Origin of the sequence: Tatumella sp. JGM130, assembly GCF_018257525.1 — a bacterium.
Lineage (GTDB): Bacteria > Pseudomonadota > Gammaproteobacteria > Enterobacterales > Enterobacteriaceae > Tatumella > Tatumella punctata.
Genome location: NZ_JAERJS010000002.1, coordinates 1 through 14,889 on the forward strand (window position 1 = coordinate 1; position 14,889 = coordinate 14,889).

15 protein-coding genes are annotated in these 14,889 nt (G+C 51.1%); 9 read left to right on the plus strand and 6 right to left on the minus strand.

Features of this window, described 5'->3' with window-relative positions; translation table 11 throughout:
* Positions 1-233: 233 nt before the first annotated feature.
* Both ychF and pth read right to left on the minus strand, forming a co-directional pair.
* Complete coding sequence (ychF, locus tag JK211_RS00960; protein WP_212706803.1) at positions 234-1,325, minus strand: redox-regulated ATPase YchF; 1,092 nt, start codon at positions 1,323-1,325, stop codon at positions 234-236.
* 115 nt (positions 1,326-1,440) lie between these two features.
* The gene (gene pth, locus JK211_RS00965; RefSeq protein WP_212706804.1) at positions 1,441-2,028 is read right to left on the minus strand and encodes an aminoacyl-tRNA hydrolase; all 588 of its coding nucleotides are present in this window, start codon (positions 2,026-2,028) and stop codon (positions 1,441-1,443) included.
* Between the two features lie 190 nt (positions 2,029-2,218).
* On the opposite strand from pth, the gene JK211_RS00970 reads away from it, so the two are divergent.
* The gene (locus JK211_RS00970) at positions 2,219-2,524 is read left to right on the plus strand and encodes a DUF2583 family protein (protein ID WP_371734556.1); all 306 of its coding nucleotides are present in this window, start codon (positions 2,219-2,221) and stop codon (positions 2,522-2,524) included.
* Between the two features lie 105 nt (positions 2,525-2,629).
* Here the strand turns inward: JK211_RS00970 and prs are convergent, their stop codons facing one another.
* The 3 genes from prs to lolB all read right to left on the minus strand — a co-directional run bounded on the left by prs (position 2,630) and on the right by lolB (position 5,181).
* On the minus strand, positions 2,630-3,577 hold the full coding sequence (gene prs, locus JK211_RS00975) for a ribose-phosphate pyrophosphokinase (RefSeq protein ID WP_212706805.1): 948 nt from the start codon (positions 3,575-3,577) through the stop codon (positions 2,630-2,632).
* A 126-nt stretch (positions 3,578-3,703) separates the two neighbouring features.
* A complete protein-coding gene (ispE, locus tag JK211_RS00980; protein WP_212706806.1) occupies positions 3,704-4,558 on the minus strand; it encodes a 4-(cytidine 5'-diphospho)-2-C-methyl-D-erythritol kinase in 855 nt (284 codons plus the stop codon).
* Positions 4,555-5,181 carry a lipoprotein insertase outer membrane protein LolB gene (gene lolB / locus JK211_RS00985; protein ID WP_212706807.1) on the minus strand — a complete coding sequence of 209 codons (627 nt, stop codon included), beginning with the start codon at positions 5,179-5,181 and terminating at the stop codon, positions 4,555-4,557. Before lolB ends, ispE begins: the two co-directional genes overlap by 4 nt.
* A gap of 211 nt (positions 5,182-5,392) precedes the next feature.
* On the opposite strand from lolB, the gene hemA reads away from it, so the two are divergent.
* From hemA to kdsA, 6 genes are read left to right on the plus strand one after another with little or no spacing between them, the layout of a single operon-like run.
* Positions 5,393-6,649, plus strand: a complete 1,257-nt coding sequence (gene hemA, locus JK211_RS00990) for a glutamyl-tRNA reductase (protein WP_212706808.1) — start codon at positions 5,393-5,395, stop codon at positions 6,647-6,649.
* 42 nt (positions 6,650-6,691) lie between these two features.
* Positions 6,692-7,774 carry a peptide chain release factor 1 gene (gene prfA, locus JK211_RS00995; protein ID WP_212706809.1) on the plus strand — a complete coding sequence of 361 codons (1,083 nt, stop codon included), beginning with the start codon at positions 6,692-6,694 and terminating at the stop codon, positions 7,772-7,774.
* Positions 7,774-8,622 (plus strand): peptide chain release factor N(5)-glutamine methyltransferase, encoded by an 849-nt coding sequence (prmC, locus tag JK211_RS01000; protein ID WP_212706810.1) that lies wholly within the window; start codon positions 7,774-7,776, stop codon positions 8,620-8,622. Before prfA ends, prmC begins: the two co-directional genes overlap by 1 nt.
* 1 nt (position 8,623) lies before the next feature.
* Positions 8,624-9,022, plus strand: coding sequence for a SirB2 family protein (locus tag JK211_RS01005; protein WP_212706811.1), 399 nt, complete (start codon positions 8,624-8,626; stop codon positions 9,020-9,022).
* Positions 9,019-9,828 carry an invasion regulator SirB1 gene (gene sirB1 / locus JK211_RS01010; protein WP_212706812.1) on the plus strand — a complete coding sequence of 270 codons (810 nt, stop codon included), beginning with the start codon at positions 9,019-9,021 and terminating at the stop codon, positions 9,826-9,828. Before JK211_RS01005 ends, sirB1 begins: the two co-directional genes overlap by 4 nt.
* Positions 9,829-9,863: 35 nt before the next feature.
* Positions 9,864-10,718: a 3-deoxy-8-phosphooctulonate synthase gene (kdsA, locus tag JK211_RS01015; protein WP_212706813.1), complete on the plus strand. Its 855-nt coding sequence runs from the start codon at positions 9,864-9,866 to the stop codon at positions 10,716-10,718.
* A 282-nt stretch (positions 10,719-11,000) separates the two neighbouring features.
* Here kdsA and chaA read toward each other — a convergent pair whose 3' ends face one another.
* Complete coding sequence (gene chaA, locus JK211_RS01020) at positions 11,001-12,092, minus strand: sodium-potassium/proton antiporter ChaA (RefSeq protein WP_212706814.1); 1,092 nt, start codon at positions 12,090-12,092, stop codon at positions 11,001-11,003.
* A 472-nt stretch (positions 12,093-12,564) separates the two neighbouring features.
* On the opposite strand from chaA, the gene JK211_RS01025 reads away from it, so the two are divergent.
* Both JK211_RS01025 and JK211_RS01030 read left to right on the plus strand, forming a co-directional pair.
* Positions 12,565-13,224 carry a gamma-glutamylcyclotransferase gene (locus tag JK211_RS01025; RefSeq protein ID WP_212706815.1) on the plus strand — a complete coding sequence of 220 codons (660 nt, stop codon included), beginning with the start codon at positions 12,565-12,567 and terminating at the stop codon, positions 13,222-13,224.
* A gap of 166 nt (positions 13,225-13,390) precedes the next feature.
* A complete protein-coding gene (locus tag JK211_RS01030; protein WP_212706816.1) occupies positions 13,391-14,821 on the plus strand; it encodes a YchO/YchP family invasin in 1,431 nt (476 codons plus the stop codon).
* Positions 14,822-14,889 lie beyond the last annotated feature (68 nt).

The following is a 14,889-nucleotide window of genomic DNA, read 5'->3' on the forward strand; positions in this document are numbered from 1 at the left end:
GGTTTTATAATCACGAGCGACCGAATATGGCACTGAATGGCTACACGCCGATGCAACATATTCAACGCTTATCTGATTCTACTTATCGCCTCCGTTAAAAATGGGGGGGTTACCCTGTTACGAGATAAGTTGAGAGTCTGTGAAATAAAAAAATCCACGCAATTGCGTGGATTTTATGGTTTTTTGTGATTTTTATGAGACTCAATGAAACCTCATAAGACAACACATTTTATTTAGACGTTAAACAGGAAGTTCATAATATCGCCATCTTTAACGATATACTCTTTTCCTTCGGCACGCATTTTACCGGCTTCTTTGGCACCCTGTTCGCCTTTGAACGCGACAAAGTCGTCAAAAGCGATGGTCTGGGCACGGATAAAGCCTTTTTCGAAGTCGGTATGTATTTTGCCGGCCGCCTGGGGGGCGGTTGCGCCGACAGGGATAGTCCAGGCACGGACTTCTTTAACACCGGCGGTGAAGTAGGTCTGCAGGCTGAGCAGGGCGTAACCGGCACGGATCACACGGTTCAGGCCCGGTTCTTCGAGGCCCAGTTCGGCCATAAATTCTTCGCGGTCCGCGTCGTCCAGTTCAGCAATATCCGATTCAACCGAAGCACAGACCGGCACGACCACAGAACCTTCCTGGTCGGCGATAGCCCGGACCTGATCGAGGAACGGGTTGTTTTCGAAGCCGTCTTCATTGACGTTAGCAATGTACATGGTTGGTTTCAGGGTCAGGAAACTCAGATAGCGGATCAGGGCTTTTTCGTCTTCATCCAGTGCCAGTGCACGCAGCATGCCGGCATTTTCCAGCTGTGGCAGGCACTTCTCCAGCACTTCCAGTTCGGCTTTCGCGTCTTTATCGCCGCCTTTGGCTTTTTTCTGTAAACGCTGGATAGCGCGTTCACAGGTATCCAGATCGGACAGGGCCAGTTCAGTGTTGATTACTTCAATATCATCAGCCGGATTCACTTTCCCGGAAACGTGAATAATATTGTCATCTTCAAAACAGCGAACAACATGACCGATAGCCTCGGTTTCGCGGATGTTAGTCAGAAACTGGTTACCCAGGCCTTCACCTTTAGATGCGCCTTTTACCAGACCGGCAATATCGACAAATTCCATGGTGGTGGCGATAGTACGCTGAGGTTTAACGATTTCTGCCAGCTTGTCCAGACGCGGGTCAGGCATGGGAACCACACCGGTATTGGGTTCAATAGTACAGAACGGAAAGTTAGCCGCTTCAATACCCGCTTTCGTCAGCGCATTAAACAGGGTGGATTTACCAACATTTGGCAGGCCCACGATACCGCATTTAAATCCCATGCTTGAGTTACCTTATAACGTATTGGCGGCAGATAAACAGACTGCCGCCGGAACTGTAAAATTTTGCCGCATTATACACATAACCACCCATAATGGCGCGGATTTCCGGAGCCGCTTAACCGGCTTTAAAGCTATGCAGGCGGTTCATTGCTTTAAGCCGATCGTCTTTCAGCCATACTTCCGTACAACGGACAGCCTCATCAATGGCTTCGTCAATCAGTTTTTGTTCACTCTGCGGTGGTTTACCCAGAACAAAACCGGTGACTTTATTACGGTCACCGGGATGGCCGATGCCGATACGCAGTCGATGGAAGTCGGCATTATTCCCCAGCTTACTGATGATATCCTTCAGTCCGTTATGTCCGCCATGACCGCCACCTTGTTTGAATTTAGCGACTCCCGGCAGCATATCAAGTTCATCATGGGCGACCAGAATTTCCTGCGGCGTAATGCGGTAAAAAGTGGCCATGGCAGCCACAGCTTTGCCGCTCAGGTTCATAAAGGTTGCAGGTACCAGTAACCGGACATCATTTCCTGCCAGGCTGATACGGGCTGTGTAGCCGTAGAATTTAGGTTCTTCTTTTAACGACTGATTATGTCGTTCTGCCAGCAAATCGAGATACCAGGCGCCGGCATTATGCCGGGTGGCCGCATATTCCGCGCCCGGATTCGCCAGACCTACAATCAGTTTAATACTGCTCACAATTTCTACCCTGCCATGATTACAAAGGCATTAGTTTACTGCCTGACACGCATAAGCACAAAGATCAGTCGCCAGCGCACGTAATGGTAATTTTCGCTCAGGTTTGTGATCTGAGTAGCAGAATTGATTAGTATTGATTACTAAACTTTTGTTTAATTGTTCAACGGCTGTCGCATGGCAGAAAGGGGAGATGATGAAACATAAACAATGTCTGAGATATGGCAATGCGCTGATGGGCATTGGCCTGCTGGTTATTGTTACAGGGATGGTATTAGCCGTGATGAGTCAGTTGCATTCTGTTCACCTGCCTGCGGTTGCTGTGGACGGTGCTGTATTTGCTATCTTCCTCGGAGCCTTATTATGGCTGGCGGGCGCACAACTCGGCGGACGTGAAAAAGTCTGTGACCGCTATTTTTTGCTGCGTTACAGTGGCTGTAATCTGCATCCGCGCCATAAATCATCACCGGCAACGGATGTGGATTCAGTGACTCAGTAACGCGCAGCGCTTTCCGGACCAGCATAACGTTTATATAACAGCGGGTCATTACATGAAAAAGCCGGGCATTATGCCCGGCTTTTTAGCTGAAATGATAAGCAGTGATTAATGCTCAAACATTGCAGAGATAGATTCTTCGTTACTGATACGGCGGATAGCTTCAGCCAGCATTCCGGATAATGTCAGCGTCCGGACATTAGGCAGTGCTTTGATTTCCGGTGACAAAGGAATGGTATCACAGACAACCACTTCATCAATTACCGAGTTACGCAGGTTTTCCAGGGCATTACCTGAGAAAATAGGGTGGGTTGCATAGGCAAATACCCGCTTGGCACCGCGTTCTTTCAGCGCTTCTGCAGCTTTACACAGAGTGCCGCCGGTATCGATCATATCATCGACCAGTACGCAATCACGGCCGGCAACATCACCGATAATGTGCATGACCTGAGAAACATTTGCCCGCGGGCGGCGTTTATCAATGATGGCCATATCGGCATCATTCAGCAATTTGGCGACTGCACGGGCACGGACAACACCACCAATGTCCGGAGAAACCACAATCGGGTTTTCCAGATTCAGCTGCAACATATCTTCCAGCAGGATCGGGCTGCCGAATACGTTATCTACCGGTACATCAAAGAAGCCCTGAATCTGTTCTGCGTGCAGGTCAACCGTCAGAACACGGTCAACACCTACGCTGGAAAGAAAATCGGCAACAACTTTTGCGGTAATGGGGACACGGGCAGAACGGACGCGACGATCCTGACGGGCATAACCAAAGTAAGGGATAACGGCGGTAATACGTCCGGCGGAGGCGCGACGCAGCGCGTCAACCATTACCACCAGTTCCATCAGATTATCGTTAGTAGGAGCGCAGGTGGACTGAATGATAAAAATATCACCGCCACGCACGTTTTCATTAATCTGTACACTGACTTCACCATCACTGAAACGACCGACAGCGGCGTCCCCGAGGTTAGTGTAAAGACGGTTGGCTATGCGTTGCGCCAGTTCCGGGGTAGCGTTACCAGCAAAAAGCTTCATATCGGGCACGAGAAAAACCTCAGGCTTTACGTCCAGAGAACTCCCTGCGCTGTGCCACAGGGAAAGTTCACACAGGTGTATAAATGCGATACGCGCAGTATCTGGAACAGGATGATACTGTCACGCACACGCTGATCACTCAGACAAACACATTTGCAACGGTGAGGTATTCACCCCGCGCGCCACAAAAGCAGTTATCCATTCAGGAGCGAGTTCAAGAACCTGAAGGGCGGCTTCCTCTGTGTCAAACTCGGCAAACACACAGGCACCTGTCCCTGTCAGGCGTGATGGCGCGTATTCTAACAGCCAGACAAGCAATTCATCAACCTTACGAAAACGTTTTCTTACGACAGCTTCACAATCATTATGCCAGCAACTATCCATAAGCTGGTTTAATGTCCGGTGCGGAGTATCTCGGGTAAGTTGCGGATCGCCGAAAACGGCCGGGGTAGGAATACTTTCTCCGGGATGGGCGACCAGGTACCATTTTTCCGGCGGACTGGCGGGTTGCAGTTGTTCGCCGACACCTTCGGCAAAGGCCGCATAACCGTGAACAAATACCGGCACGTCCGCCCCCAGTTGCAGCCCGAGGCTTGCCAGGTATTCGGCAGAGTAACCGCAATTCCAGAGCTGGTTTAACGCCACCAGTACGGTGGCGGCGTTGGATGATCCCCCCCCGAGACCGCCGCCCATCGGGATTTTTTTCTCAACAGTGAATTTGGCACCGGCATCTTCGCTGATCCGCCGGTCTGCGAGGGCCGCGGCTTTCAGCAACCGTGCCGCACGGATAATTAAATTATCTTCATCGGCGACCGCGGCCAGCGGGGTATTCATCCGCAGCCGGGCAGAGAAGTCAGTGCTGATAGTCAGGCTGTCGCCGTAATCAAGGAACTGAAACAATGTCTGCAGATTATGGTAGCCGTCGGCACGCTGACCAGTGATATAAAGGAACAGATTCAGTTTTGCCGGACTGGGCCAGGTTGTGGTCATGGTAATTTCCAGCTGTCCATACGTAATTTGATACGCAGATGACCGGTGGTTAACTCGAGGTCGGCGGGCAGGGCGGGTTTCACGTCCTGACGGTAATCATTGATAGTAACCTGCCATGTCTGGCCGTCGTGGGTATAGGTTGCGCTACGCAACTGGTACTGGTTATTCAGGGTATAGCTGTTGGCTGAACCGGGCAGTCCCAGCATCCACTGCCGCAGGTTTTCCAGCGGAATGTTCATGCCGGTCAGTTCAGAGATCATCTGAGTGGCATTGTGGCTGAAGTAGCGTTTCCCTGTATTGTCCACCAGCTGTACGGTTGTTCCCTGGGTATCCAGCTGCATTTCGGTACTGCCCAGCGGGCTGGTTAATAACAGCCGGTAACGATCGCTGGCTGTCTGTTGCCAGTTATAACGGGCATACACTTTTTGTTGTTCAGAAAGGTAGGCAAAGGCCCCGCGGGTTTGAAAAGCCGTAATTTTCTTAACTTCACTGACATGCTGTTTCCATTGGGCGGAGTCCGGGCTTTGGCCGGGTCCCTGTGGCGGGGGGGTAACACAGGCGCTTAACAGCAGGCTGGCAACAGGCAGGCACCGGCCCAGCCTGCGTCTATTCAATATACTCACGTCGTCATCTCCTCAGACCCGGATGTTTACTGCAGAGCGCTAAACGCTACCGTGCAGGCATTTAACCGTCAATGCTATTCGGGGAATATTATATGGGATCAGGTTAATCTTATTACAGTCATAGCTTTTGTATGGCTTTTCTTGATCTGCCTCATCTTGTAGAATGGTCCTATAACCCTGAAATTACCGGGACAACCCGACCAGAATCACCATGACGCTTCTAGCACTCGGAATCAATCACAAAACGGCACCTGTCGCGTTGCGCGAACGGGTATCTTTTGGGCCGGACACACTTGATAAAGCGCTGGACAGCCTGTTATCACAGCCACAGGTACAAAGTGGTGTGGTACTTTCAACCTGTAATCGCACTGAATTATACCTGAGTGTCGATGAAAATGATGATATTCAGGAGCAGTTGGTACGCTGGCTGTGTACGTATCATCAGCTTAAAGAGGAAGACGTCAGGCAAAGTCTGTACTGGCACGAGAATAATGCGGCGGTCAGCCATCTGATGCGGGTCGCCAGCGGGCTGGACTCTCTGGTGCTGGGTGAACCCCAGATTCTGGGTCAGGTAAAAAAAGCCTTTGCAGAATCTCAGCGTGGTCATGTACTGAGCAGCGAACTGGAGCGTATGTTCCAGAAAACCTTTTCGGTGGCCAAACGGGTTCGTACCGAAACAGAGATTGGTGCCAGTGCGGTATCGGTGGCCTTTGCGGCCTGTACCCTCGCCAGGCAGATTTTTGAATCACTGTCGAAAGTGAATGTGTTGCTGGTCGGTGCCGGGGAAACTATCGAACTGGTTGCCCGTCATCTGCGTGAGCACCGTGTACAGAAGCTGATTATTGCTAACCGGACCCGGGAACGTGCTCAGCGGCTGGCAGAAGAAGTCAATGCTGAAGTTATCGACATTGGTGATATCAGCTCTCGGTTGCAGGACGCGGATATTATTATCTCGTCCACCGCCAGCCCGCTTCCGATTATCGGTAAAGGTATGGTGGAACGGGCGCTAAAAGCCCGGCGTAATCAGCCGATGCTATTGGTAGATATTGCAGTACCGCGGGATGTTGAACCGGAGGCGGGTAAACTGGCGAATGCCTATTTATATACTGTCGATGATTTACAGACCATTATTCAGCAGAATATGGCACAGCGTGAAGCGGCGGCGGTTGAAGCCGAAAGTATCGTGGTGCATGAAAGCTGTGAGTTTATGTCATGGCTGCGGGCGCAGTCGGCGGTAACCACCATCCGTGATTACCGTGAACAGGCTGAACATATCCGTGAAGACCTGGAATCCAGGGCGTTACTGGCATTAGAGCAGGGACAGGATGCGAAAAAAGTGCTGCATGACCTTGCCCATAAACTGACTAACCGGCTGATCCATGCGCCGACAAAATCTCTCCAGCAGGCTGCCCGTGACGGGGACGATGAACGCCTGCAAATTTTACGTGACGGCCTTGGCATTGAATAATGCCGGGTGGTCCTTTTCAGTGATTGGAAAAACCTCAAATACATGAAGACATCAATTGTTGCCAAACTCGAAGCGCTGCAGGAACGCCATGAAGAAGTTGAAGCGTTATTGGGTGATGCCGGGGTCATTGCAGATCAGGAGCGTTTCCGGGCGTTATCCCGCGAATATGCTCAGTTAACCGACGTGACCAAATGCTTCCGCCACTGGCAGCAGGTTCAGGATGATATCGAAACAGCAACTCTGATGCTCGACGATCCCGAAATGCGGGAGATGGCTAACGACGAATTACAACAAGCGAAGAGCCAGAGCGAAATACTTGAGCAGGAACTGCAGGTACTGTTGCTGCCAAAAGATCCGGACGATGAACGTCCCTGTTTTGTTGAAGTCCGTGCCGGAACCGGTGGTGATGAAGCTGCTTTGTTTGCCGGTGATCTGTTCCGTATGTACAGTCGCTATGCGGAAACCAACCGCTGGCGTGTCGAAATCATCAGTGCCAACGAAGGCGAACATGGTGGCTATAAAGAAGTCATTGCGAAAATTATCGGTGATGGCGTTTACGGCCGGCTGAAATTTGAATCCGGTGGTCACCGTGTACAGCGGGTACCTGAGACCGAATCCCAGGGGCGTATTCATACTTCAGCCTGTACTGTGGCTATTATGCCGGAGATCCCGGATGCCGAGCTGCCGGATATTAATCCGTCGGATCTGAAAATTGATACTTTCCGGTCGTCGGGAGCAGGTGGTCAGCACGTTAACACCACTGACTCTGCTATCCGTATTACGCACCTGCCAACCGGTATCGTGGTGGAGTGCCAGGATGAGCGTTCGCAGCATAAGAACAAAGCGAAAGCCTTGTCGGTTCTGGGGGCACGTATCCATGCCGCCGAAATGGCCAGACGTCATGAAGCCGAGGCTTCGGCGCGGCGTAACCTGCTGGGCAGCGGTGACCGCTCTGACCGTATCCGGACCTACAACTTCCCTCAGGGACGGGTCACGGATCACCGTATCAACCTGACACTGTACCGGCTGGATGAAACAATGGAAGGTAAACTGGACAGCCTGATCGAGCCTATTGTTCAGGAATATCAGGCAGATCAGCTGGCGGCACTGGCAGGCCAGGAATAATGCGGATACGTGACTGGCTGGCACAAAGCCGTGTGGTATTGCAGCACAGTGAAAGTCCGAAACGTGATGCGGAAGTACTGCTCGGCTATGTGCTGGCGAAACCCCGTAGCTGGCTGATTGCCTTTGATGATACCAGTCTGTTGCCTGCCCAGTTAACCCGCTTAACCATGTTGCTGGAACGCCGCCGGGCAGGGGAACCTGTGGCCCATTTGCTGGGGGAGCGGGAATTCTGGTCACTGCCCTTAAAAGTGAATAACAGTACCCTGATCCCGCGGCCGGATACGGAAGTGCTGGTCGAGGTCGCCCTGCAATTGCTCGGGGCATCGCCTGCGGCGGTGCTTGACCTGGGCACCGGCAGCGGAGCGGTTGCACTGGCGATAGCCAAAGAACGGCCGGACTGTGAAATTACCGGGGTGGACAGGGTGCCTGAGGCTGTTGCACTGGCCCGTGAAAATGCCGCACTGCTGGCGTTATCCGGTTGCCGGTTTTTGCAAAGCGACTGGTTCAGTGAACTGTCTGGCGCAAAGTATCAGCTGATTGTCAGTAATCCTCCTTATATTGATGCGACGGACCGGCATCTGCAGCAGGGGGATGTCCGTTTTGAGCCCCTCAGTGCACTGGTGGCGGATGAGGGCGGGCTGGCAGATCTGCGTAAGATTGCAGACCAGAGCCGTGACTGGTTACAGAAAGGGGGCTGGCTGGCGATGGAGCATGGCTGGCAACAGGCAGATGCGGTAAGCCGTTTACTGACGGATGCCGGTTATCAGCAGGTGGCCACACAAGCAGACTATGGCGGTAACCCGCGGGTAACTTTTGGCCAGTATAATCCCGGACAGATGGCGGGCTGATATGAACAATTATTTTACCGTTATAAAATCGATTCACATCTTCACCGCAATCGTTTCGGTGTTGTTATTTACCGGCCGTTTTTACTGGAAAACGGCAGGCTCCGCGATGATGCAGCGTCGCTGGGTGAAAATCACTCCGCATATTAATGATACGCTGCTGTTGCTGACCGGCATTATGCTGGTGCTGATCACCCGTTATTATCCGTTTACTGCCGATGGCAGCTGGCTGACCGAAAAATTAATGGCGGTCATTCTGTATATCGGTTTCGGATTTGTCGCTTTTGGTCGTCGTAATTTTTCACCGTTTATCCGCGGAATTGCATTTTGTGCAGCATTACTGATGCTGGTTATCATTGTCTTCCTTGCGATCAACAGAATACCGCTAGTGGGGATGTTATGAGTTCCGCAAACCAATTTGATTTTAGTCATGGCTCATTGTGTGAAGCCATGCTGACTGTAATGCAGGACATCCGGTCCGATTTTTCGGCCGGGAATGTGCGGCGGCAGTTAGAGTTGCTGGTCACTGAAGCAGAAACTTATGTGGCCGGTGAAACTGACCCTGAGAAGCGTCTCGGGAAACTGATGGAGCTGTTTTACGGGCAGTGGGGATTTGGCGGGGCCGGCGGTATATACCGCTTATCCGATGCCTTGTGGCTGGATAATGTGCTGAAAACCCGTCAGGGCACAGCCGTTTCACTCGGTGCGTTACTGCTGTTTATTGCAGACCGGTTATCTCTGCCACTGTTGCCGGTTATTTTCCCGACACAGCTGATTGCCCGGGCTGACTGGATTGATGGCGAAATGTGGTTAATTAACCCGTTTAACGGCGAAACGCTGGACGAACATACACTGGATGTGTGGGTGAAAGGGACTATCGGGCCGACATCCGGTTTGTATGATGAAGACCTGGATGAAGCTGATATTGCTTCGGTTATTCGTAAAATGCTTGATACACTGAAAGCCTCGTTGATGGATGAACAACAGCTGGAGCTGGCGTTAAAAGTCAGTGAAGTTCTGCTGAAAATGGATCCTGAAGACCCCTATGAAATTCGTGACCGGGGTTTGATTTATGCGCAACTTGAATGTGAACATGTTGCATTAAGTGACTTAACCTATTTTATTGAACAATGCCCTGAAGATCCGGTCAGTGAAATGATTAAGGTGCAGATCCATGCCATCGGGCAAAAACACGTTACGCTGCACTAAGCCGCGTTGATATCAGTAATTAAAGGAACAACAGTATGACAGAGAAAGTAGTCTCTATTGGTGACCTCAGGGTAGCAAACGATCTGCCATTTGTGTTGTTCGGTGGTATGAACGTTCTCGAATCCCGTGAACTTGCCATGCGTATCTGCGAACACTATGTCAGAGTGACAGACAAACTGGGTATCCCTTACGTTTTTAAAGCTTCGTTTGATAAAGCGAACCGCTCCTCAATTCATTCTTACCGTGGCCCTGGCCTGGAAGAAGGTCTGAAGATCTTTGCCGAGCTGAAAAGTACTTTTGGTGTGAAAATTATTACCGATGTACATGAAGCTGCCCAGGCACAGCCTGTGTCCGAAGTGGTTGATGTTATCCAGCTGCCGGCATTTCTTGCCCGTCAGACAGACCTGGTCGAAGCGATGGCGAAAACCGGTGCTGTGATTAACGTAAAAAAACCACAGTTTGTCAGCCCGGGGCAGATGGGTAATATTGTTGATAAATTTGCCGAAGGCGGTAATGATCAGGTGATCCTCTGTGACCGCGGCAGTAACTTTGGTTACGATAATCTGGTGGTTGATATGCTTGGCTTTAATGTCATGAAAAAAGTGACGCATAACTCCCCGGTGATTTTTGACGTTACCCATGCCCTGCAAACCCGGGATCCTTTTGGGGCGGCATCCGGTGGTCGCCGTGCCCAGGTAGCAGAACTGGCGCGTGCCGGGATGGCGGTAGGGATTGCCGGGCTGTTTATTGAAGCGCATCCGGATCCGGATAATGCAAAATGTGATGGCCCTTCAGCATTACCGCTGGATAAGCTGGAACCTTTCCTGGTTCAGATGAAAGGGATTGATGATTTAGTTAAATCGTTCCCGGCGCTGGATACCAGCCGCTAAGTTATACAGAGTGCAGCGCAATTCTGTGCTGCACTGGCTCCTGTCTGTGCCGGGATGATTACCGGCCCTGTTTCTGTATCGCAGCCATGCCATTTGGTTTATGTCGTATATTCTCTGCTTCTGTCTCTGCCTCTGCCTGCCCGGGAAATACCTGTCTGTGCGCCTGATGGCTGCAAGGAGTTGTAGCAGAGCAGTACTGACGCTGAGGGGCGGGCAGAAAGGGCCGGGATTATCCGATCTGCCACAGGCGCAATCCTGCGCCTGTGGTGGTTTGTCAACAGGTTACAGCATAATAGTCATCAGGTAGCCGATAAACAGCGCCAGATGCGCGGCACCATTGAGTACGTTAGTGCGTCCGGTAGAAAATGACACCTGGCACAGTAACAGCACACTGCACATAATCACCATTTGTGGCGCTTCGAGGCCGAAAATCAGCGGCTGGCCGGTAATGACTGCGATCAGGCTGACCACCGGTACTGTTAACGAAATTGTCGCCAGTACGGAGCCGAAAAACAGATTCATAGCCCGCTGTACCTGGTTAGCCAGCACTGCTTTGATAGCCCCTAATCCTTCCGGAGACAGGATCAGCAGGGCAATCAGGAAACCGGTAAACTGTGGCGGCGCATTCAGGTCGCCCAGCAATTGTTCCAGTACCGGTGCATTCATTTTAGTCACACTGATCACCGCCAGCAGATGGATAATCAGCCATAAGGCATGCCAGCCGCTGCTATGAGCAGAAGGTTTACCATGGTGAGGGTCACCGTCATCACTTTCGTCTTCATGTTCATAAATAAACAGACTCTGGTGGGTTTTGGTCTGGATAAGCAGGAATACCCCGTACATAGCTGCGGACACGGCAGCGATTAACAGTGCCTGACCAGTGGTAAAGTTACCGCCCGGCAGGGCATTAGGAAAAACCAGAACCAGAATGGCTAACGGGAAGATAGCAATCAGATACTGTTTTACTCCTGCCAGATTGACATATTGTGTGGCGAATTTGCGGCCGCCGAGCAGCAGCGCAAAACCCACCAGCCCGGCAGTCACGATCATAATAATTGAGTACAGGGTATCGCGCATCAGCCCGGCACTGGCATTTCCGGTCGCCATCAGTGCCGAAATCAGACTGACCTCCAGGATTACCACCGACAGAGTCAGAATCAATGAACCAAAGGGTTCCCCCAGCCGGTGGGCCAGTACATCAGCGTGACGAACAACGCTGAAAGCGCTGCAGAGGATCGCGACCAGGGTTAATATATTGATGGCGATGACCAGCGGCAGGGACGTCTGATGGCTGAAGAACCATAAAACGCCCAGGGCAATTATTGGGAAAATTAATGAGTATTCCGTATGGCGGGTTTTTTCATGCGCTGGCATTCTCTCTCCTCACGCGTTATAAATTGGACTCTCTGTAACTCTGTGCAGCCTTGTTACCGGGTAAATTTCCGGGAGATACTGTATCATTAAAAGATATTACTGACACATTTATTTACTCCGTAGTGATATTTTAATTACCTTTCTGTTTTCTCTGCTATCTTCATTTAACTTAATGATTTAAATGGATTTAAAATATTTTTGATTCATGATTTTTTTAGGTTATCTTGCAAAAAGTCGTGGTTATTACATCACTAACAACACTGAGTCTGTTATTTGTGTTTCCGGGGTAATATTATCGATTTTTTATATTTATCTCTTTGTTTCATATGTATTATTTTTTATTTTTCAGCCAGTAGTCTGCGCCGGGGGGAGTTGCCGGGAAAGAGCTATTTATGTGATGCTCTTCACATAATGGCCGGTTTATTGTAATGATAGCAGTATTGAGTATTCCCCGGTGATTAAGGAGGACGATGTGCTGACCCGGGATTTTTTGATCAATGCGGATTGCCGGTCCTCATTCGGACATATTGATGATCAGTTATTGCTGACTCCGCAACAGCGTAAAGCCTCGCTGGCGGAATTTCTTAACCGGTTGCCGGAAGGTTTACCCGTATGGATATTTGGTTACGGATCTTTAATGTGGAATCCGGTGCTGGATTATAATGACGTACGGCCTGCGGTCCTTGAGGGCTGGCATCGTGCGTTTTGTATCCGGCTGATAGCCGGCCGGGGAACAGAATGTCAGCCGGGCAGGATGCTGGCTTTACAGTCGGGCGGCAGAACCCGCGGACGGGTGTTTCGCCTGAGTGACGATAACCGGGCTGAAGAGCTGGAATTACTCTGGAAACGGGAAATGCTGACCGGCTGCTATTGTCCGCGCTGGGAAGCGGTTACCCTTGATGACGGGCAACAGATTATCGCGCTGGTATTCACTATCAATCCCCTGCATCCCTTGTTTGAGTCTGATAACAGTCCTTCAGTGATTGCCCCGTTAATTGCTGCAGCTAAAGGGCCTCTCGGAACAAATGCACAATATCTGTATCAACTGGTCAGCAGTCTGTCGGAACTCGGAGAACAGGATGACACTCTGTTATCCCTGGCCCGCGACGTCAGACAATTACAACAACAGTAACCGGTGAGCGGTGACGGTGGCTTTATGCTGATACTCAGTGGTTCCACAGTGCCGGGTTAAGGCGGGGTCTGCATTCAGTGCCGGCTATGGTATACTGGGGCATCTGCTTTTCTGACATCAGGTCAGCCACCGTTTCTCTGTTCTCTTTGACGCTGTTGAATTTATTATGCCTTTAAACAGATCATGCCGGTTTTGCTATTCATTTTTACTGTTATGTTCTGCCGCCGCGGGGATACCTCAGGCCGGGGCAGACAGTAACCTTACCGGTTCACCAACTACGGCTGGCAGCAGGGAGCCTGAAGGAGAAGAGAACCGTTCGTTACCGGACCTTGGTAGTAGCGCCAGCCAGAGTGATTTCTCGAAGCAACTGGCGGAAATTGCCCAATCAATCGCACAGGAAAATTCCAGCAATACGGATACCAGCCTCGGACACAGTGCAGGTCTGTGGGCTTTTGACCACTTGCGTGACCAGTTATCGGAAAAACTCAATCAGGCGGGGCAGAGTTTGCTGTCGCCTTACGGGCGAACCAATATTAATCTGGATGTGGACCTGAACGGTAACTTTGATGGTACTTCTGCCAGGCTGCTGAGTCCGCTGGAGGATAATGATCGTTATCTGGTATACAGCCAGCTGGGGATAAGTCAGAGTTCGCCCGGGACTACCGGCAGTGTCGGAGTGGGGCAGCGCTGGGGGGCCGGACACTGGCTATTTGGCTATAACTCTTTTCTTGATCATCTGTTCAATCAGCGTCTTGACAGAGCATCGTTTGGTACCGAGGCCCGCGGCGATTTTCTGAGTTTCTCGGCCAATTATTATCTGCCGGTTTCCGGCTGGCGTGAGACTGACAGTACACGTATGGCCCGTATGGCCCACGGCTATGATATTACCAGCCAGGGCTATCTGCCGTTTTACCGCCAGCTTGGTGTCTCCGTCAGCTGGCAGCAATATCTCGGGGATAATATTGATGCTTTTAACAGCGGGAATTATTACCATAATCCGGCAGCACTGTCTCTGGGATTCACTTATACGCCGGTCCCGCTGGTCACTTTCTCTGCCAGTCATAAGACCGGAACCGGAGGCGAAAGTCAGGATTTATTCGGGTTAAAATTTAATTACCGTTTCGGTGAGTCACTGGCAAAACAGCTGTCTCCCGATGAAGTCGCGGCGGTGCACTCTCTGCGGGGCAGCCGCTATGATGCCGTTACCCGCAATAACAGTCCGGTATTATCCTACCGCGACATCCCGGCACTGAGTGTATTTCTTGCCACGCCGCCGTGGCAGCTGACCGGCGGAGAAACCCTGATGCTGAAATTACAGGTCAGCCCGGCGGGTAATATCCGCAGTATTCACTGGCAGGGCGATACCCGTGCACTTAGTCTGACTTCGCCGGCCAGTAATACCGACTTGCAGGGATGGAGTGTGATTATTCCGCGCTGGGATAATGATCCGCAGGCAACCAACGAATATCATCTGGCGGTAACTATTGAAAATGCCCGCCATCAGACCACGTCAAACTGGATCACCCTGAAAGTGGACCAGCCACTTTCTCTGCCAGAGGCTCCCGTCCAGCCACAATATGATCTGATGGCCCCCTGAGTTTTCCCCGCCACGGTGCACCCTGTTGCCGGATTTTCTTTTACGCCCCATAAAGGGGCATTCTGTGA

Excerpts from the sequence above, each read along its gene's own strand:
- JK211_RS00970 (WP_371734556.1), top strand. The coding sequence starts at position 2,219 with ATGATGAAACATAAACAATGTCTGAGATATGGCAATGCGCTGATGGGC.
- JK211_RS01030 (WP_212706816.1), top strand. The coding sequence starts at position 13,391 with ATGCCTTTAAACAGATCATGCCGGTTTTGCTATTCATTTTTACTGTTA.
- JK211_RS01005 (WP_212706811.1), top strand. The coding sequence starts at position 8,624 with ATGAACAATTATTTTACCGTTATAAAATCGATTCACATCTTCACCGCA.
- sirB1 (WP_212706812.1), top strand. The coding sequence starts at position 9,019 with ATGAGTTCCGCAAACCAATTTGATTTTAGTCATGGCTCATTGTGTGAA.
- prmC (WP_212706810.1), top strand. The coding sequence starts at position 7,774 with ATGCGGATACGTGACTGGCTGGCACAAAGCCGTGTGGTATTGCAGCAC.
- ispE (WP_212706806.1), bottom strand. The coding sequence starts at position 4,558 with ATGACCACAACCTGGCCCAGTCCGGCAAAACTGAATCTGTTCCTTTAT.
- chaA (WP_212706814.1), bottom strand. The coding sequence starts at position 12,092 with ATGCCAGCGCATGAAAAAACCCGCCATACGGAATACTCATTAATTTTC.
- hemA (WP_212706808.1), top strand. The coding sequence starts at position 5,393 with ATGACGCTTCTAGCACTCGGAATCAATCACAAAACGGCACCTGTCGCG.
- ychF (WP_212706803.1), bottom strand. The coding sequence starts at position 1,325 with ATGGGATTTAAATGCGGTATCGTGGGCCTGCCAAATGTTGGTAAATCC.
- kdsA (WP_212706813.1), top strand. The coding sequence starts at position 9,864 with ATGACAGAGAAAGTAGTCTCTATTGGTGACCTCAGGGTAGCAAACGAT.
- prfA (WP_212706809.1), top strand. The coding sequence starts at position 6,692 with ATGAAGACATCAATTGTTGCCAAACTCGAAGCGCTGCAGGAACGCCAT.